The 17726-nt window shown below is 41.7% G+C and carries 16 protein-coding genes; 6 read left to right on the top strand and 10 right to left on the bottom strand.

The genetic code is table 11. The features are described 5' to 3' along the window. Positions 1-1182: 1182 nt before the first annotated feature. The 6 genes from RBI05_RS15890 to RBI05_RS15865 are packed head-to-tail and all read right to left on the bottom strand — an operon-like array spanning position 1183 to position 10464. Complete coding sequence (locus RBI05_RS15890; protein ID WP_310551808.1) at positions 1183-1578, bottom strand: very short patch repair endonuclease; 396 nt, start codon at positions 1576-1578, stop codon at positions 1183-1185. Continuing rightward, positions 1544-3235, bottom strand: coding sequence for a DNA cytosine methyltransferase (locus RBI05_RS15885; RefSeq protein ID WP_310551805.1), 1692 nt, complete (start codon positions 3233-3235; stop codon positions 1544-1546). Before RBI05_RS15885 ends, RBI05_RS15890 begins: the two co-directional genes overlap by 35 nt. Positions 3236-3251: 16 nt before the next feature. Next, positions 3252-5330 carry an AIPR family protein gene (locus RBI05_RS15880; RefSeq protein WP_310551804.1) on the bottom strand — a complete coding sequence of 693 codons (2079 nt, stop codon included), beginning with the start codon at positions 5328-5330 and terminating at the stop codon, positions 3252-3254. 18 nt (positions 5331-5348) lie between these two features. Beyond that, positions 5349-6284, bottom strand: a complete 936-nt coding sequence (locus RBI05_RS15875) for a PD-(D/E)XK motif protein (RefSeq protein ID WP_310551803.1) — start codon at positions 6282-6284, stop codon at positions 5349-5351. Continuing rightward, on the bottom strand, positions 6274-9003 hold the full coding sequence (locus RBI05_RS15870) for a Z1 domain-containing protein (RefSeq protein ID WP_310551802.1): 2730 nt from the start codon (positions 9001-9003) through the stop codon (positions 6274-6276). Before RBI05_RS15870 ends, RBI05_RS15875 begins: the two co-directional genes overlap by 11 nt. Further along, complete coding sequence (locus RBI05_RS15865) at positions 9004-10464, bottom strand: ATP-binding protein (protein WP_310551801.1); 1461 nt, start codon at positions 10462-10464, stop codon at positions 9004-9006. It lies immediately after the preceding gene. A gap of 238 nt (positions 10465-10702) precedes the next feature. On the opposite strand from RBI05_RS15865, the gene RBI05_RS15860 reads away from it, so the two are divergent. After that, positions 10703-11107: a 23S rRNA (pseudouridine(1915)-N(3))-methyltransferase RlmH gene (locus tag RBI05_RS15860; protein WP_310551800.1), complete on the top strand. Its 405-nt coding sequence runs from the start codon at positions 10703-10705 to the stop codon at positions 11105-11107. A gap of 308 nt (positions 11108-11415) precedes the next feature. Here RBI05_RS15860 and RBI05_RS15855 read toward each other — a convergent pair whose 3' ends face one another. Both RBI05_RS15855 and RBI05_RS15850 read right to left on the bottom strand, forming a co-directional pair. After that, positions 11416-12090, bottom strand: a complete 675-nt coding sequence (locus RBI05_RS15855; protein ID WP_310551799.1) for a zinc ribbon domain-containing protein — start codon at positions 12088-12090, stop codon at positions 11416-11418. A 23-nt stretch (positions 12091-12113) separates the two neighbouring features. Then, complete coding sequence (locus RBI05_RS15850) at positions 12114-13853, bottom strand: S-layer homology domain-containing protein (protein WP_310551798.1); 1740 nt, start codon at positions 13851-13853, stop codon at positions 12114-12116. A 171-nt stretch (positions 13854-14024) separates the two neighbouring features. On the opposite strand from RBI05_RS15850, the gene RBI05_RS15845 reads away from it, so the two are divergent. The 5 genes from RBI05_RS15845 (at position 14025) to radC (ending at position 16172) form a co-directional block, all read left to right on the top strand. After that, complete coding sequence (locus RBI05_RS15845; protein WP_310551797.1) at positions 14025-14390, top strand: helix-turn-helix domain-containing protein; 366 nt, start codon at positions 14025-14027, stop codon at positions 14388-14390. Positions 14391-14699: 309 nt separating this feature from the next. After that, positions 14700-14918, top strand: a complete 219-nt coding sequence (locus tag RBI05_RS15840) for a hypothetical protein (protein WP_310551796.1) — start codon at positions 14700-14702, stop codon at positions 14916-14918. 30 nt (positions 14919-14948) lie between these two features. After that, the gene (locus RBI05_RS15835) at positions 14949-15134 is read left to right on the top strand and encodes a hypothetical protein (RefSeq protein WP_310551795.1); all 186 of its coding nucleotides are present in this window, start codon (positions 14949-14951) and stop codon (positions 15132-15134) included. Positions 15135-15263: 129 nt separating this feature from the next. Then, entirely contained in the window at positions 15264-15443 is a 180-nt protein-coding gene (locus tag RBI05_RS15830; protein WP_310551794.1) for a hypothetical protein, read from the top strand. A gap of 111 nt (positions 15444-15554) precedes the next feature. Next, complete coding sequence (radC, locus tag RBI05_RS15825; protein WP_310551793.1) at positions 15555-16172, top strand: RadC family protein; 618 nt, start codon at positions 15555-15557, stop codon at positions 16170-16172. 289 nt (positions 16173-16461) lie between these two features. Here radC and RBI05_RS15820 read toward each other — a convergent pair whose 3' ends face one another. Further along, positions 16462-17541 (bottom strand): hypothetical protein, encoded by a 1080-nt coding sequence (locus tag RBI05_RS15820; protein ID WP_310551792.1) that lies wholly within the window; start codon positions 17539-17541, stop codon positions 16462-16464. Beyond that, the gene (locus RBI05_RS15815; RefSeq protein ID WP_310551791.1) at positions 17538-17723 is read right to left on the bottom strand and encodes a hypothetical protein; all 186 of its coding nucleotides are present in this window, start codon (positions 17721-17723) and stop codon (positions 17538-17540) included. Before RBI05_RS15815 ends, RBI05_RS15820 begins: the two co-directional genes overlap by 4 nt. Between the last annotated feature and the right edge of the window lie 3 nt (positions 17724-17726).

Here is a 17726-nt window from a genome sequence, read left to right as displayed (position 1 = left end):
CATACCGGTCTTGATCGATATATTCTTCCCGCCTACCCCGCTGATCCAACAGTCCATACTCTCCGAGTTCCCGGTATGTCCATTTCTCCTCCACATGAAGCCGAATCGCCTCTAACTTCAGTTCTTCTGAATATTGTTTGAGCTTCTGCCCTTTAAACGCCATAAAAATGCACCCCTTAGATTTTATCGGAATAACCAGGGGGTTTTTCCAATGTCTATTCTAAGGGGTGCACTTCAAGATAGGGAGAGAATTTTGGAGGTGTTTTTTTGCGTTAACCCATAAAACCGGCAGAAAATTTGCTGAGGCGCAAATTGTAAGGCTTAGAGCATAGCAGATAGACAAGGTACTTCTTTAAGTCTTGTATACGTTAAACCAACTTCCCAAGCAGGAAGGATACAAATACATAGTGACTAGGGCAGCATCTACATCCCTTGATGTACCAGAAGGTGATAAAAGGGAAATTGTAATGCCATGAGAGAGTCCCGCATGAGAACGCCTTCTGATAATGCTCCAATTGCTGTGAATCGACAAAAGCCTCCTTCGGGGTACATAAATCATTATATAGTACAAAGAACTCGTAGAAGCCCGTTTACGCAACTTTCCGACAAGCGTGACCTGCCCAGCTCCTATTGCCCACATGCTGCAAATACAGGCTCTTGCGAGTTTTTCCAAAAACTTGCCCCTACTTATGATACGGTTCTCCGTATCGGTTGATATGGTAAACTAAATGACAAAGGGAGGGGCAAATGCCTCTCCCTATTCTTCAACTAATGAGGTACTTTAAAAACAAATTTACTGCAGATGTCTCCTACAGAGATTGTATAATCAGTGAGAAGCACCTGCCCACAGTAGGTAAAAGGCATATGGTGCCTTTCCCGATAAAACAAAAAAATCTCATCATCTGAAGACATTGACAATTTTAGTCTGACATCATTCTGATGATTTCGTTCACCTTCCATGTAGAGTATGCCTTCCTCCAAATGGTCAGCATATTGAGTCAAACTCTCTTGTTTATATCTAGTGACAAACAAGATTATTTTATTATCTCCCTTTGGGGTAACGATACCCCTACTGATCGCATGCCAAGTTTTATACCCCCATAAATTCGCAAGAAACGGCCTGTCATATTCCTGATGAATGACTAGATCGTCAAGAAGCACTTTGCTCCACCCCCAGTCTTTCTACTTTTGGGTTTCGTTAGGTTTATTTCCTATTTGATTTGCAAGAGTACTACATCTTGTTTGAGCGTTTCTCTTAAGCTCACATTCCCAAACTATCAACACTCTCCAACCCATAGCCTGTAAAGATTGCTGGTCTTGCTTATCGCGGCTAATATTGCCTTTGAGCTTCTTGGTCCAATAGTCAATATTAGACTTAGGAATACGGTAGTATTTGCAACCTTCATGGCCATGCCAGAAACATCCATGTATAAAGACAACTGTCTTATGCTTTGGCAGAATAAGATCGGGTTTCCCAGGCAGTTTCTTATGGTGCAGTCTGTAGCGAAAACCCTTGCTGTGCAAATACCTCCTAACCATCATTTCAGGAGCAGTGTTCTTTGACCTTATTTTTGACATCATCTTGCTGCGTTCTTCTGTTGTCAGTGTATCCACCATCAGCAAGTCCCTTCTGCACGTTGGATAGCCCACTGCATGAATCCAGCATTTCTGCAAGCTTAGCAGCAATAGCCCTAGCCATGATTGGAGGTACTGCATTACCTACCTGCTGGTATTGCGAATCCTTGGTTCCTACAAACACATAGTCATCAGGAAAAGATTGCAGCCTGGCTGCTTCGCGGATGCTTATTGCTCTCGAAATTATTGGGTGAATCCACATTGATTTGCGTACATTTGTAACTGTTCCAGAAGGCTTGCCATACTCAAGTCTTAGATATATAGAATTCTGTGTTCTTTCTGGCCGAGTATACGTATTCTCAATTAAGCTGCGATCTAGATTATGGAAGTTCTGCCCTTGGCCCAAAGCTTCAAAACGTTTTTTTGCAGTCTCTCGCGTTTCCGTAGCAACATGGTTGCTTAACACTGTCGTGTTGCGTAACAGCCGCGTAAGATCTGTTGCTTGAAATTCATTATTCAGCGGGATAGGAGCATCCTCTGTATTAAAAACCGGAGCTATTGGCTCCAAATCCTGAATCGCATCAAATACAGTAAGATACTCTGCTTCTTTATACACTCTTGCAGGCAGTTCTGGTTGGATATGCAGGTCTTTTCTTAACCCAACAGCAATATATCTTTCACGAAGCTGCGGCACCCCAAACCACGCAGCATTAAGCACACCATCATCAATGCGATACAATTGCCCGAGTCTTTTGCCAATGTAATCAATAACCGAGTATGAATCGGCCTCAACATATACGCCTTTTTGATCCATCTTCAAAGAGTGTACAGCTATGCTGTTATCCAACAGTTCTTTTGCATGCATCATCAGACGTTGAACATTGAGATAATCCAGTATTTCATGTTCCGCCTCTTGAAATGAAATTTCCTCTCCAGCATATCTAATAAATGCATTAAGGGAAGCTTGCTCGAAATTAACATACTGTCGTGAAATTGCTTGGCTTCTTCGTGGCAGTGCTGAAATGTGCTTTATACATTGCTTACCTTTGCTGAGAGCCTTCTCTCTTGTCTCTTCCTTCTTAGAGTTTTTATGCAACATTCTTAATGCATAGAATTCCTTGTCAGGCAAAATCAGTTCATTTAAAATAGCCGGATCAAACAAATACTCATTAATATCGCTTACAGGACATAATGCATCTAAAAGACAAATTGATTCTTTGGATGTAATAATCCCAAGTTGCTTGAATTCAATCCCATCATTATGGGTACAATAAAATCGATGAATATCTGACTTTAGCATTCGAACATTTTCCATCACAAAAGCTTTTGGTCTCAGATTAAGAATTACTTCAACATACTTCTTTACCAAACTATTATTTTGACTAATGATATGATTTCGTTGACGATTTGCATTTGAGAATCCTTGGCAAGGAGGGCCTCCAACAACAACATCAAATTCCCCATAAGAACGCCTGAAAGAGTCATAGTCAGTAATATCCAGGATATCGCTCAGAACTTCTGTATTCTCATGGTTGCGTTCGTATGTTGCTTTTGCATAGTCGTTTTTTTCAACCGCAACAGCAATATCATATTTTCCAGACTGCATAAAACCCAAACTCATACCGCCAGCACCTGCAAACAAATCTAATAGTCTATACACGTTGATCCACCTCTTTTCAAGCGTCCTTCCAACCTTCAATAATAATCCTTTCAAGCAAAGAAAGCAACTTTTGGCTATGAATTGAGTTTGGCAACTTCGCAGGCATGTTGCAGGCTAATTTTAAAGCCTCAGATTCTGTGTGGTGAGGAATCCGCTTTTCAAGAATAAACGAGTGCACTTTTTTCCAGTAGTCAGCCCCATACTTAACCACTCTTGTCTGTGCCTCAATGCCGCTGACTACTTTCTGATCTTTACGAGCTCTGCGAATCTCTGTTTTTTCATCTCCTGAAGCAATAAGTAATGATTCTATTTCTGGATCAAGAGTAATATTTAAGTCTTTGACTCTTTTCCAACAGGCTTCTCTCTTGCACCACTGGGTTACATTAGCAACAGCTCTTGAAGGATCTGTAATAGTATCCAGCACTGCTTTAGAAAGTTTGTTTAACTGATTTGCAAGTGCTTTTGGGACTTCTTGTTTATTCCAAATAACCTGTAAATCCATAACATGTGTCGGATATTGAACTTTTAACAAATAGGCCAGTAGGGCAATAGAGTAAGTTACAATGTTGGCACGATACCCATGCTCATACCATGGCTGTTGAGTTACCAGCATTTCGACATTTTTAAATAAAATATAAAGAGCTATAGACTCTTGAAAAAATCTTTCATTAAAAGACTCCTCTGAGAGTTGCCATGCATCATCAATCCATTCAGCGAACTCTCTAAAATTGGACTGAGCCCCTTTGCTGACAATGTGGGGCAATTCTCTCCATGTATTGCGAGCTTTTGCAAGATCCGTTTTAGTAATAAGCTGATGCTTTGGATTTTGTGTAAGGAAGCGATTGCGTTCGGCCTTAGTCATACGCATCTGAGTTTGAAGATATTGCCCTCTCGCACGTTCATAAAACCAATGTGTATCGTGTTGAGAGCCCCCTGTTGCTGGAGCAAACATTCTTCGTGAAATCTGTTCCATTCGTATATGAAAAGGATGAGTTGAAAAGAAATCAGCATCGCTGACTTTGTTTTGACTGTTTGATGATTTTGAGATTTTTTGCATTAAGTTATGAGTTTCATCAGACTCCGCATTTATTTCAGTAAGTTTCATTTGTACACTAATCCCATCAAGATTAGCTTTGTCTTTATAACGTGCACTTGATAGCGAGGCTGTTGTTTGCCCTCCATTAATAATTTGAAAATCCTTAACGTTGGTAATAAACTTCCCCTCAGGTTTTTCTTCTACTATTACATCTACTGCTGTAGCAGCAATTCCATTGTTGAATGCAAAAAACATTTTAGGAGAAGCAAGAATTGTCTCTCGTATCTTTTTGTTTACTGCTACCTTGGTGCTCAAAAATGACCGCACATTGCCCTCAAGTAATTGCGAACCAAAATAATCATATATATCAGCCACCACTGAACCAGGAATTACACACAAAAAGGAACGATAGGAATTGTCTCCAAAATTGCTCGCATCAAGACAAGGAATCCCATTAGTAGTATATTGTGTAAAATTAATCTCAACACTTTCACGGCCAGACTCTGCCAGAAACATCTTATAAAGACGCTCAACATCCCAGATCTGAAACTCTACGCTTACTCCCTCGAACTCCTTGACCGGGAAGCTTTCAATTCGGCCACTCATTAATCCATCAGTAAACAGCAGAACACGATACTTCCGAATCCGTTCCTTATTAGTTCTCAATATATCAACTAAATCTGCAGCCGAACTGCTTATCTCTATTTTATCACTCAATTTATTATTGAAAGTCTCTTCAATAAAACGAAGAGGCCACTGAAATATTTGCTCTGCTTCAGACCGAGTGAGCGTCCTCTCAGCATCGTCACCAAGATAGTCTGCCACAATAAGATTCATTGTATGATCAAACTCATCCAGTGCGTATCCATCAATTCTCAACTTTCGGTTCCGTAATCCCGAACCTAAATAGAATGAGGCCTCAAAATCAGGAAGCACTTCAGCATTTACAAGATAGTTTGAAACAATCCCTACAAAAGCAGCACTTGAACCCTCGCCATAGGCTGCAGCAGTTGAACGAACATCTTCAAGAAACTCTTTTCTAAAATCCTGCAGATCCATATGGCCCTCCAAATCTAATCATTGAATTCTCCAACTCTCAATAGCCGGTATACTAATATTATAGCTTGCTGATGCAATTTGAGGTGGGACATTGCTGTTAATCAGTTTAGGAAAACTGTCATCTACTCTATAGCTCTGAATTCCGCCTAGTCTATACCAGTATTCTTTATATTCTAATGAGTCTATGAACCCTTTTCCTAATAACTTGTCGTTGAACAAATCAAGAGTTGCTGGATTACTCTTCAAGACACCTCGTATATCATCCGCTTTGCTCAGCAAAGTAAAAGAACTAGAAGAGTTGGGAGCTGTTATATCAATAAAGTATATTATAAGCTTCCCAGAGCATGGTGCTTTTAATTGTTCAAGTGAAGAGATCGATACAGACTCTGAACCAATTCCAGTTGCCTTGACTTCATGCCAGGTAGCTGAAAAAACAAAATCTTGATCTGCTCCTTCAGGCCCCATCCAGCTCTCAACTGCTTCATGCATAGGAATTCCATCTAAAATGCAGTTTTGCAAGTGGATTAACTCCCCCAAAAGTCCCTTCCTTTCTGAATCACTCAATAATCCTTTGCTTTCCTGCTCCATTAGTTTTGACCATTGCATATACCGTTTTGCAACAAATTTGATTCCTAACACTGAGTCGCATTGGTTCCTTGATGATTCAATTAAATCGCAACATAATCGAATGAACACTTCTTCATTTTCTTGACGAACTAAACGAAAGGTCATTGTCCATTTTCCATCACCGCGGCTTCCGACTGAAGATATAATTGATTTGGACGATGGCAAAATTTCCGGCTCATAGCTGCAAACTATTAAAAGAGACTTCTGATTAATATCTTCATAACCGATATGCCAATCCAGGGGATGAGTGCCGTCTATCCTTACATAGGACTTGGCGTATTGAATAATGCTGTTCCATTTATCAAGAAGCTGTTCATTAGTCACCATCGTTATCATCCTCATCATCGACATCCATCCAGTTGCTTATATCCACCATATTTACTACGTAATTTGCTGTTTTTATATAGCCATTCCCAGGAAACCCAACCCCAATGGCATATAATGTGTCAGGAATCTTAGGATTGATTGGAGCATCCTTCTTCCCAGTGCTTTTCAGTACATGCAGCATTAATATAGGTTTTCGATCCCCTATGAGATATGCACTATCAGGAATATTATTTGATTTACCCTGATTAAGTTGTCTAAATCTCTCCTCAGCTTCCTTGATTTCTCCTTTAGTAAGCCCTGCCTTTGTACAACCTCCAGATCCTACTCTAACTTTGGTTCCCATAACCTTGATCATTCCATTTGCTTCTTCAACATAACGTTTTTCCCTTTTTATTTTGATTATTCCATTAGCACCTTCAAGTTCGAAATCATCTGAATCAGAGCCGAAAGGAATAAATACATCCCATTCAGTCATTCCTGAATTCTTTTCAATATACTCAGCCAGAGCCTTTCCTTGAAATGACATATGCCAAGGATGAGTCTCAAAACTGTAAAGCAATTCTACAATAAGATCTTTGTGAATTCCGCTCCACATAAGCCCAGCTTGCTCTACGCTACGTCTTGAGCCTGCTGTATCTAAATTTGCCACAAACAACTTAAAGGCACGCTCGTTCGCTGCAAGAACATCGGGCTTGGATTTTAATCGCGGTGTCTCCAGCAATTTTCCGGTTACAGAGATCGGTCTACTAACCTCCGTCGCTGTTCTCATTTTATTTCTAGCTGTAACAATAAGTGATTCAGGATGTTTTCTTACTCTTAGGCCGAAGTCCTTCGGTGTAAGATTATACTTATTCATTCTGCTAATTTCATCTTTTAACTCATTTGCTGCTGCGGTAATATGTCCATACCAATCAATTGCATCGGAAGACATCCATACTTTGAACAAGTCGCTGTAATTAGGACGATAGCCGAACCATCTCGCCATTTGCAAAAGAGTATCGTACATTTGAGAATTGCGATAAAAATAACTAGTACAAAGACCTTCGAGTGTCAACCCCCTTGATAGGCTGTTGCCCCCAACTGTAATAACGCGTAAGCCGTTATCCTCATAAGCATCATAATTTAAGCTGGCTGCTCCCGTTTTCTGGTTGACTGCTCGAATTTCTATTGGAGAGATCGCTTTATGCAAGTAGGTGGCAAGCAAATCTCCCCATGACAATTCGGATTTCTCCCCCAGATGATATTTTTCCCAAATTTGTTTTAGCATCCTTAACGAATTTATCTTCATAGCCTGTACCTCATCAAGGGCACCATAATTCTGCACATCAGATTTAACTTGTTCCAGCCAAACTATTATTTTCTCACGTATTCTAACCTGGACATCAGTAAATCGGCTTACATTAATAAGCATTGAGCGATGATCCTTACTATCTCCACGAACATCTCTTACTGCATTAATTAACAAGAAATAACCCATTGCTTCATATAAGCTTGGCGGCAGCTCATCAACAACAAGATCCTTCTTGTGCTTAAATGGAAAGAACATTTCAATTTCATCAGTATCTATCTCTTCTATATTTTTTTCATGGGTACCGACATCTCCAAACATAGCATTAGCACCAATATAATTTGTTGGAGGAGCCAACAAATAAATAAAGTCTTTTGGAAATAAATCATCACCTACCATGTCATCATCATTTTCAGGATTAATAAAAATATTGGCAAATGGTGTAGCTGTAACACCTACATATGTGGCTTGATAAAAACGATTTAATATTGAACGTATTGCCGCATTAATCGCTGTAGGATCTTCCTCTTCCTTTTTTGTGTTTACTGATGCATTATCAGCTTCATCGTCAATAAGAAGTAGGGGCAAGTCTATTTTTCCAGAATTATCCGCATTATTGGTAAAAAGCCAGCTCTCCAGATTTTTAAGCACTGATTTATTCTTCTTCACAACAAACAAGGCTGGTTCACTTATATTTCTCAAGGTCAGATCGTTGCTGTTCAGAATACTTGTATTGAAATCATACAAGACGGACGTAAAGGCAGATATTCGCTTGGAGGAATCAATTTTTCCTACACCATCAAATACATTCTTTACTTCCTGCTTCCCCTTCAATCGCAATAAATCTTTACTCAATCTGCCTGCAAATTCTTTATCCAACCGCTTCTGAGTTTGCATACGCAGATTTTCCATCATACCAGCTAAAACAATAATCACTTTATATCCGGTATCTGCCGCTTTATTGCAGATAGCAGTATAGTTAACCGTTTTACCAGATTGAACATCCCCGAGTACCAATCCTCTTCTCTGCCATGGTTTCTTGCTTTGGGGATCTCCAAATTGATCTACAATTTCATTAGATACTATTTCTAAGCTGGCTGTCACTCCAGTATTCCATCCCTTTACATCCTCCAAGTATCGTTTAAACCTGTTCCAGTAATAGAAGTCGATTTCTGCTCTGCGGCCTGGAAGCCAGGATTGATGATCGCTATTTTTATTTGAAATATAAACACCGACATCCATTTGTATAACCAAAGCCGCCTTTAAATTTCTCATAATTTGATCGAATTCCTCGTCTGCTATAGGAAAAGCTTCGCGTAAAACCATGGCTTCTGTTATGAACTCATCTTCACTTGGAGGAGCATCAGGATACTTTGTATTAATTGCAACTGAAATGAATCGCTCCAACATTTGGGCTGCTTGACTCAACATTTATTCAGCCTCCTGAACTAATTCAATTAATATTTGCGGATATTGATTAAACGGTTCTGTGTTTTCAAGCCTCTTCAGCATCTCATCTCTTTCCTGTATATTTCTGCATACAGATAGAAGTTGCTTTAAGAGTACTGACAATTCACTCCTGGATATTTCATTCTCATTTAAAATTCGCTGATCATTTGTCATATCAATGTATAACTGGTTTAAAGGTAGTCCATTCTCGATTTGAATCAAAAGTTTCTCTAATAATCGCTTCTCTATGGTGGTACTAGAATTAAGCATTTCAATCAAAGGGTAATCTCGGTTGATTCTATAGATAACTCCTCCTTCTCGAGTTTTCATCCTATCCCACACATGAATTTGAGAGTCATCAGTTTCCTTCTTCCCCCTATATGTCCAAGTCCTAGCACTGCTTTCGGATATTTTTCCAATAATCCCCGCCAAGTTTTTACGCACAATCTCGGGAGGTACCGCAATTGACTTTTTAATATCCAGCGTCCAAAGATAATCAAGAGAGTTAGGAATGTCAACACGAACACGAGAGAGCTTTGATAGATCTCCTTGACGCATCAAACGAAACCACGTGCCCCAAACAAGCAACCTTTTATTGCGATACACATAAAATCCTTGAAGTCTTCTAAGGCCATCCTTCCCTCCTAGCATGTTTAACTCTACTTCGGAGAGCTGAGAAATATGAGGCAAGGTATAAGGCCTCACCATAACTTTATGTCCGTCAATTAAAATGCTTTCGTCATCCATAACTTGTGTGCTTCTATCAGCTAAAAAAGGATCTATCGGTTCAATCTTTACCTTGTTGATCCAAATTTCAACCTTTTTGATTCCGGCCTCTCTCCCCGCTAGATACCGATGAAATACAAGGGATAAGTGTCCCCGAACAAGATCCATGTATTTACCCATTGATCTATCGAAGTTGATCTCTGCTACGCTCAGTCGATCTAATACTTGCCAGACTACCAAGGTCCCTGACTCATTCTCTTTCAAATCTTCAACATGCGGAATATCTGTTATATCCTTTAAGCTGAAGATTTTTAGGGACCAGTCATTTGTTGATTGAATAAAATCCAAATCCCACTGTGCCGCGACGATCTGACTTTCCTTTTTACTTACAACAGTAAGTCTTCTACATTGGGACATGGATGCAGTTTTCAATCCTAGTCCAAATCTCCCTAAGTCGCCTATTGCCCGATCATCCAATGGATTTCTACTGCCATACCTCATAGCGTTCTTTAATTCATCTTTATTCATTCCTTTGCCATTATCCAGTATTGCAATATAAGGTTCTTCAACGGGGAAAAACATAATGTTTATTTTAGTGGCATTTGCAGTAATACTATTATCTATTATGTCAGATATTGCCGTTTCTAATGAATAGCCAATTGCTCGGGTTGCCTCCATAAGAACTGGTGCATATGGTGGTATAGAAATGACCTCCATACTTGCTTTCCCCTTTCCTTAATGCAAACATCAACTTGTTCTATATCAGAATAGTTCGACAGAATTTCCCATATTCCTGTTCTAAAGACCCAATACTTCACTACTATTTCAATTCTTCTTCTGTTTATCTATGGATCACTACATATTGATTTAAAACCCTTCCTACATAATTCACTAACTGCTTCTAACCCAAAGTATAATGATATACTTAAGCATATTGATGAAATGAGGTCCTAATATGAAACTCACAATATACACAATCAGCGATAAGATAGAGAAGTTCTATCTTGAAGCTATAAAAGAATATGAAAAACGGTTAGGCCGATACTGCACGATTAAATGGATTCATCTCAAAAGGGACGATCAGCTTGAGAAAAAACTTCTTGGCGACAGCAGCTATAAAATACTTTTTACCAACACCGAGGAATTGCTGTCGTCAGAGGAGCTTGCGGGGAAAATTAACGATCTAGGAGTTTCGGGGAACTCGGATGTCTCCATTATTATTGGCTCAGAAATCGCTCAATACGATGAGAAGCTGACGCTGAGTAAAATGGAGATGGATACAGGACTCAAAACGACTGTTCTGATTGAACAGCTTTATCGAGCCTTCCGCATCATCCACAATCATCCTTACCATAAATAACCGACTCTAAGAAAAATAAAGAGAGCAGCCGATGTCACAGCATGCTCTCTTCATTATGCACTTATCCTCCCGCCTGCCGGCGACCTGCTAATACAATAACTGGTACGATAGACCATTTCATGTACGTCGTACCATATTCCGATTATGGTTCTTTATCGCTGCGGATAAACCCTCTCAAGCTTTCCTCCTAGCAGATCGTATTATTATGGAGGATTTCCATCATTACGATGTCGCGGCATCTCCACATCCATCCTCTGTCTTCTTATTAAGCGATGTCTTCTACGATTTGTAACATTGTAATATCGTTTTTATGCATTTTCCTCGAACTTGTAATTACAGAAACGGCATATCTTCGCTTTCGCCTTTATGATCTCCGCACATTGGGGACATTCTTTAGTGCCATCGTTGCTGTTGTTGTATTGCTTGAGCGTTTCAACCTCGCTGGTTATCAGTTCCTGTTGATTAAGCATATGCTGCTCATAATTTCTCTTGGTTTCATCTATCAGGGTCTCGTATTGATTGTGTTCCAGAATGATTTCATCTCGCAAAGCATCTATCTCTGCCCTCAGAGAATTTTTCTTCACTTCTGCTTCCTGCTGCCGCTGCTTGGCTTGTTTAATCATCGCCTTGGCCTTTCGCTTCCATCCAAGTCCAAACAGGAAGATGACAATCCCAAGTACAGCAACGCCAACTACAGCAGGAAGGAAATCACGTACAGCCTCCTCATCAACAAGCCCGCTTATTACGCTGAAGAAAAAAACAAGAGTGCCGACAGCTTTAGCGAATGAACCGAAAAAGCTCAGCAGACCGCCGCCGACTTCGCTTCCTAACGCTACGGCTTTATACTGTTCGTATTCCTTCTCCAATCCCTTGAGTTTGGCTTTCATCGGCCCTGTCTTGAGCTTCAAATCCTTCTCAAACTGATCCATCTTCATCCTGAAGGCGTCAGAGGTGTTAATCGTCCTTATAAACTGCTGCTGCATACGCTCGTTCAATCCTCCTGTATCTACAGATTGATCCGTCGAATCGAATGGTTTCCGGCATCGAATAGAATGATGTTTCCTGCTTTATCAAAGGCTATCTCATTTATAGACTCAATGGGATTGCCGTCGTTATATATCAAATCAGTACCGCGAACAAAATAGTTCAGATTGCCTGCTGTATCCATCTCGTACACAGTATCTCCGCTCGAAAAGTAAAACTTGCCGTTATACGATGTGATGGACTCCATTTCAAATGTGTTGATCGTCTTGATCACTTTAATCTTTCTTGGGAAAAGTTGAATAGCGTTCAGCGTCCGCGTTCCGGCATCCAGAATATAAATTGCCTGATCATTGTATACAATTGCTGATTTTCCGCTGAAAGCACTGCTGCTCCCTTCCTTGGTGCTGGCGATGATTTTGCTCTGCTCGCCCTTTTTGGCTTGCAAAATATAGCTATCAAGTACTTTATTATTGTCGTCGCGGGATACGATGCCATACAGCACTTCATCTTCACGGATTGCCTGTACAAAGCTGAGATAACTTTGATACTCGAATCCATCATCATTTCCATACGCAAACAGATCAACAGATGGCTGCACCTGATGCAAGCGTGTATCCGCAGTCGCAGAGAAGTTGCCTCCTGAGAGATAGATTGATCCAACAAGCACCTTATCTGCCTGATAATTGTACGCCAGCAGTTGCTGCTTGCGGTTCTCCCTGTCATTCAGAGGATAAAGGTCATCAGGCTTGTTGTCGCTCGTATTCAACGTGCTGACAGTGCCATTAGCAGAAGTGAATTTGCGGATGCTTTTGTTTTGGCTGTTCAGGAAGTAAATATTGTCTGATTTATCAAGCACCATACTGTCGATATAACTTATCTTTGCCTGTGAGACAGGGCCATCTGTATTCCCGGCTCCAGTGCCTCCAACCAGAGTATCAACAGTGAATTTATCGGACTGCCCCGGCTTCTGAGAAGGAACTGGCGTACTTGGTGTTTGATTGTTCAACGAAGGTGTTGGTGATGGTGACACTGGCGTAGTTATATCTTCACTTCCCCCTCCGACGTCCTTGTTATCGTTTCCGTACTGATAAGCTCTCCAGAGAAGTACGGCGGCCTCGGCACGAGTAACTGTCGCTTGAGGGCGGAAAGTCTCATCCTGATAGCCGGACACCAAACCATTCTCGATAGCGATGGCAACATAATCCTTGGCCGATTCAGAAATTCCCTTATAATCCTTGAACATTGCTTCCAGCGTACTGTGGTCAGGCAGACGGCTTGTAGCATACCCTTTCAATTTGACCAACGCTACAGTGATATCTTCCCTGAGTGCAGGCTGGCCGGGATTGAAAACATACTGGCCGTTCGCTGTTCGATACCCTGTCATATAATCCTTTACAGCTTCAACAAACGGGGATGCCCAGTTGGTCGCAGAAACGTCGGCGAAGGATGAGTAATTTACTTTCTTCGCGTCAATGCCTGAAGCTGAAATCATGATCTTGGCGAATTCAGCCCGTGTAATCGTATTATTCGGCCGGAACTTGCCGTCAGGGTATCCGCTGATCACTTTGCGATTTACCATCTCTGCTATGTATTGATAAGCCCAGTTCGTATGAGGCAGATCGGAAAAGTTTACGCTTTGCTGTGTTGCTTCTGCATTTTGCCACTCCTCTCCATAGGAAGGTAAATCGGCAAACACAGTGGTTGCGATACTTGAAAATGATAATATAAACGCTGCAATGCTAAAAACAAGCTTTCTCATCATGCTTTGTATCCTCCTGTACATTTGTTTGATGCATCTATCACTTATAGATTTCATCAGGAATATTTTACAATAACCGATTCAAAAGGTCACTTATAAATGTACTTAATATGAACTTTAGTGGTGTTATGCTGATCATTCAACTCCTCTACGCTTTACTGTAGAGGTGATATCATGTCAGAGTTTGTGAAGCTGGTAGGCGAGAAAATCAGACTTGTCCGAAAAGCACAGGGAATAACTCAGGAGAAGCTTTCGGAGATGTCCGGATTAAGCGAAAAATATTTATCGGATACAGAGCGTGGAGTACGCAATATCTCGTTGGAATCTTTGGAGAAAATAATGCAGGCGTTGAAGATCAAACCTCATGAGCTGTTTCTTTTTGCAGATACAGAAAAAGCCGGAGCAGATAAGCAACAACTGATTGAAATGTTCCAGCCTCTACTCGCTGATCGCAATGTTGATGAAATTCAGTTTCTGCTTAGAATCGCCCAGGATTTTGTAGGTACATTCGAGAAGTCGGACAACCATTATACAGACTGAAAAATACATACATTTTTCCGAGGTACCACACCTTAATATAGCAATGGGGCGGTCTGCCGTTTCATGCCCCACCCCTATTTCCAAGGGCTGCTTTCTACTGTTATACAGTAGATCGCAGTCCTTTTTTTGTATTCATATAAACTGCTGCTGATGGCTTTCATTACTGAATATCATTTTACTCACACCGCCACAAAGCAGCAGCATACGCAGATTTGCCCGCTCAATCGACGAGAGGGCTATTTGTCGTTGCCTGACAGAGAAAAACATCATCGGCTGTGAGATGACGCCGGAGAAAGGAGGGGAATGCAGATGGTAATTAAGCAAGGCTTACCTGTGGAGATGGAGGAGTTGCTGAAGCAGTTGGTCATGAATGGAGGCATCCGTGTGGCCGGAACAGTGCTGTTTGTATATTGCCGACGGATGTATCAGGCAGACGAAGACACTGCCGCTCGCTGGATGATTGCCTATTTTCGCCGCGAGTTTCCACAGCAGTTGCAGCAGCACCAAGATCGTATCGTCAAGGCGTAATCTATCTTATTCAGAGAGGAAGATCGCACGATGAATTACATGGCATTCAAGGACAACGACTCCAAAGAGTATTTAGGATTTTGCGAACAGAAAGGATTCATCTACAGTGTGCAGTTGGCTAAGGGGAGATATGCAGTTGTTGCACTCCAAAACGGGCGGGCGACGGTATTGATTCAATTCACTGCTCAGCCACAGGGAACGCAGAAGAGAGTCTAATTGGCATTAGACTTTGGCAATGGAGTTGCACCCATTCCCGATCTTATATTGATAGGAATCATGCAGATGGCCGCATCGTCAGGAGACGAAAGCAGGCTATTTTTATTGCCTTGAAAGGAGGTGAGAAGCTTGGAGAAGATTGATCGCTTAAAGGTTACGAAGGCCAGTCTGAAGTCAGCCATCCAGATCATGGACAGAGAGGCTCATTTCAATACAGAAGACGGCAGACGGTACGCTCAGGCTCTTGTGAAGCTCGTCCTGATTCAGATGCAGATTGAGGAAACAGAAAAAGAAGCCGCCCGCATATGAGGCGACTCAAGAAAATAACCTTGTAATCATCATACCGAACAACATCATATCACGCAATGGGAGAAGTGGAATGCGGCTTCTCCTTTTTTGCGTTTACAGGAGGAAGCAAATATGAACCATTGGGATGAACTGAGTACAATCAAATCGCTGCTGGGTGATGCCCTTGCTGAAAAGCCCGGCTCCTATATTGTTGATGAAATTTTTGACCGCTTTCCCTCCATACGGGAGCTTGCCAACGCCACAGAGCAGGAACTGCTGTCTATTAAAGGAATCGGCAAGGTTAAGGCCCGGCAGATTGTCGCCGCTATGCAGTTGGCACAACGTTTCAGCAAGCCATCTTGCAGTCAGCCGCGAATCATCCGCAAGCCGCAGGATGCCGCCGATTTATTAATGCAGGAAATGCGTTATCTTCAGCAGGAACATTTTGTTACGCTGTTTCTGAATACGAAGAATCACGTTATCGGACAGCCGGAGACACTCTCTATTGGTTCCTTAAACGCTGCAATCGTTCATCCTGCTGTGGTATTTCGGGCTGCCGTCAAGCGTTCATCTGCATCCATTGTGGTCTGCCATAATCATCCCAGCGGCGACCCGACTCCATCCCCCGAGGACATCCAGATAACGAAACGGTTATCCGAGGCTGGCGACGTTATAGGCGTAGACGTACTGGATCATATCATCATCGGCGACGGTATCTTTGTCAGCTTGAAAGAACGTGGATTAATGTAGCTTGCTACTCTAAGCCTCAACCAAGGAACTGGGCCGCTCGCTGACGCTCGCGGCCCGACATCGGCGTTGTAGATAGACCACCCCTCCGCCCCTGAGGGGAACGCAAGGACTACTGCCCTTGCATCCCGTCACTCGCCGTGCGGCGTCCCTTGGCTGACGCCAAGGAATCTGCACAGTGTCGGACATGAAAGACGCCTGTCAAGCCTGTAATGAACTCGCTGTCGCTCGGACTTGACAGGCTGCTGTCTGAACGAAAACTACCTGTTCACTTATCGTCGTTTGATTTATTTTATGATACAATTTTCTTAGACATTTTCCTTGGTCGTTTTACTGGCACAATGCTGGTAGAGCGACTTTTTTTATCTTTAAATGAGTTTTTATGAATCTTCAACGGAGGAAGATATATGTCAGAAAATTTTATTTCATCTACATTCAGTATAGCCTTCAGCTTGCTGTAAATATGATGATAAGTTGTCTTTGTATAGCGGCTCTTGCAATAGCTTTTACCGTAAAGATTCATTTCTGTAAGAAATGCAATCAGCATACTCCTTGATCTTGTACTCTGGTTTGAACGATCTACTTCTTCTACCATTGCTTTAAATGATGTTTGAAGAATCGGCTTGCCAAGTCCCAGCAAGTCAATGCCTTCACCAAGAACCTTAACAGCAATCTGCGGGTCTAGCAGTTCTTTTGCATTTCTACTCTTACTATATTTTCTCATTTCGTCATAAGACAGTTCAACTTCATAACGAAGGATGCCTTCAGCCTCCTGTAGGTGCCGTAGTTTATCCGGATGCGGTGACTTCTGCCGGGTTTCTGCACGCTTGTCATAGAATTTGTGGATACTCCTGTTTTTCTTGGTATTACGCTGAAAAACAACTGATTCAAGGTACATGCCATTAGCTGCGTAGTAAGGAACGGTTTTATAGCCGCCAGCCTTCTGAGTGCGTGATAAAAAATTCATGTAGGACTGCAACTGATTGCCTACCCGGAAGTTTTTGCAGACGTGAAGCTTTTCTATCTCCCATTTATCGTAGCATGGTACTTGCGATAGGGTAACTCCGAAGGACTTAGCTATGAATCGACGGAGTTTTTTTAATGCAGGCTCCACCTCTCGCTGTTTTACTTCGTACACATTGCTGCCATGCAGATACCGGGGCAAGGATAACTCCAGCTTTAGCCATGACCTCTCTGGATTGTCTTCTTTGTAAGAATAAACAATACGGGGCTGTGTATCGTCATCCTTGGTAAAAAGCTCGCAGCGAACCATCCTGCGTCGCAATGTTGTTCTGACCTCAGTCCATGAAATGTGATTGATTTGGGCTTCTGTCAGAATTAGAGGAATGTCAAACTTGACCGTATCTATCAAGGTTCTCGCCCCCCTGAGTCCGTACTCCCGGATGGTTTCTGACCTATTAGTTGCTTGTTCACTACGATAGCTGCCAATCGAGATAAGAACTGTTCTTCAGCCAAGCGTTGACCGTTAAAATGAGCAATAATGCCCCCCTGATCCGAAATTAACGGCGTCTCATTTTCTTCATTGCTTCTCATGTC

The sequence above is a fragment of the Paenibacillus glufosinatiresistens genome (assembly GCF_031470375.1).
Classification (GTDB): Bacteria; Bacillota; Bacilli; order Paenibacillales; family Paenibacillaceae; genus Paenibacillus_AQ; species Paenibacillus_AQ glufosinatiresistens.
Note: the sequence above shows the minus strand (reverse complement) of the source record. Positions and strands in the feature narration are given on the sequence as shown.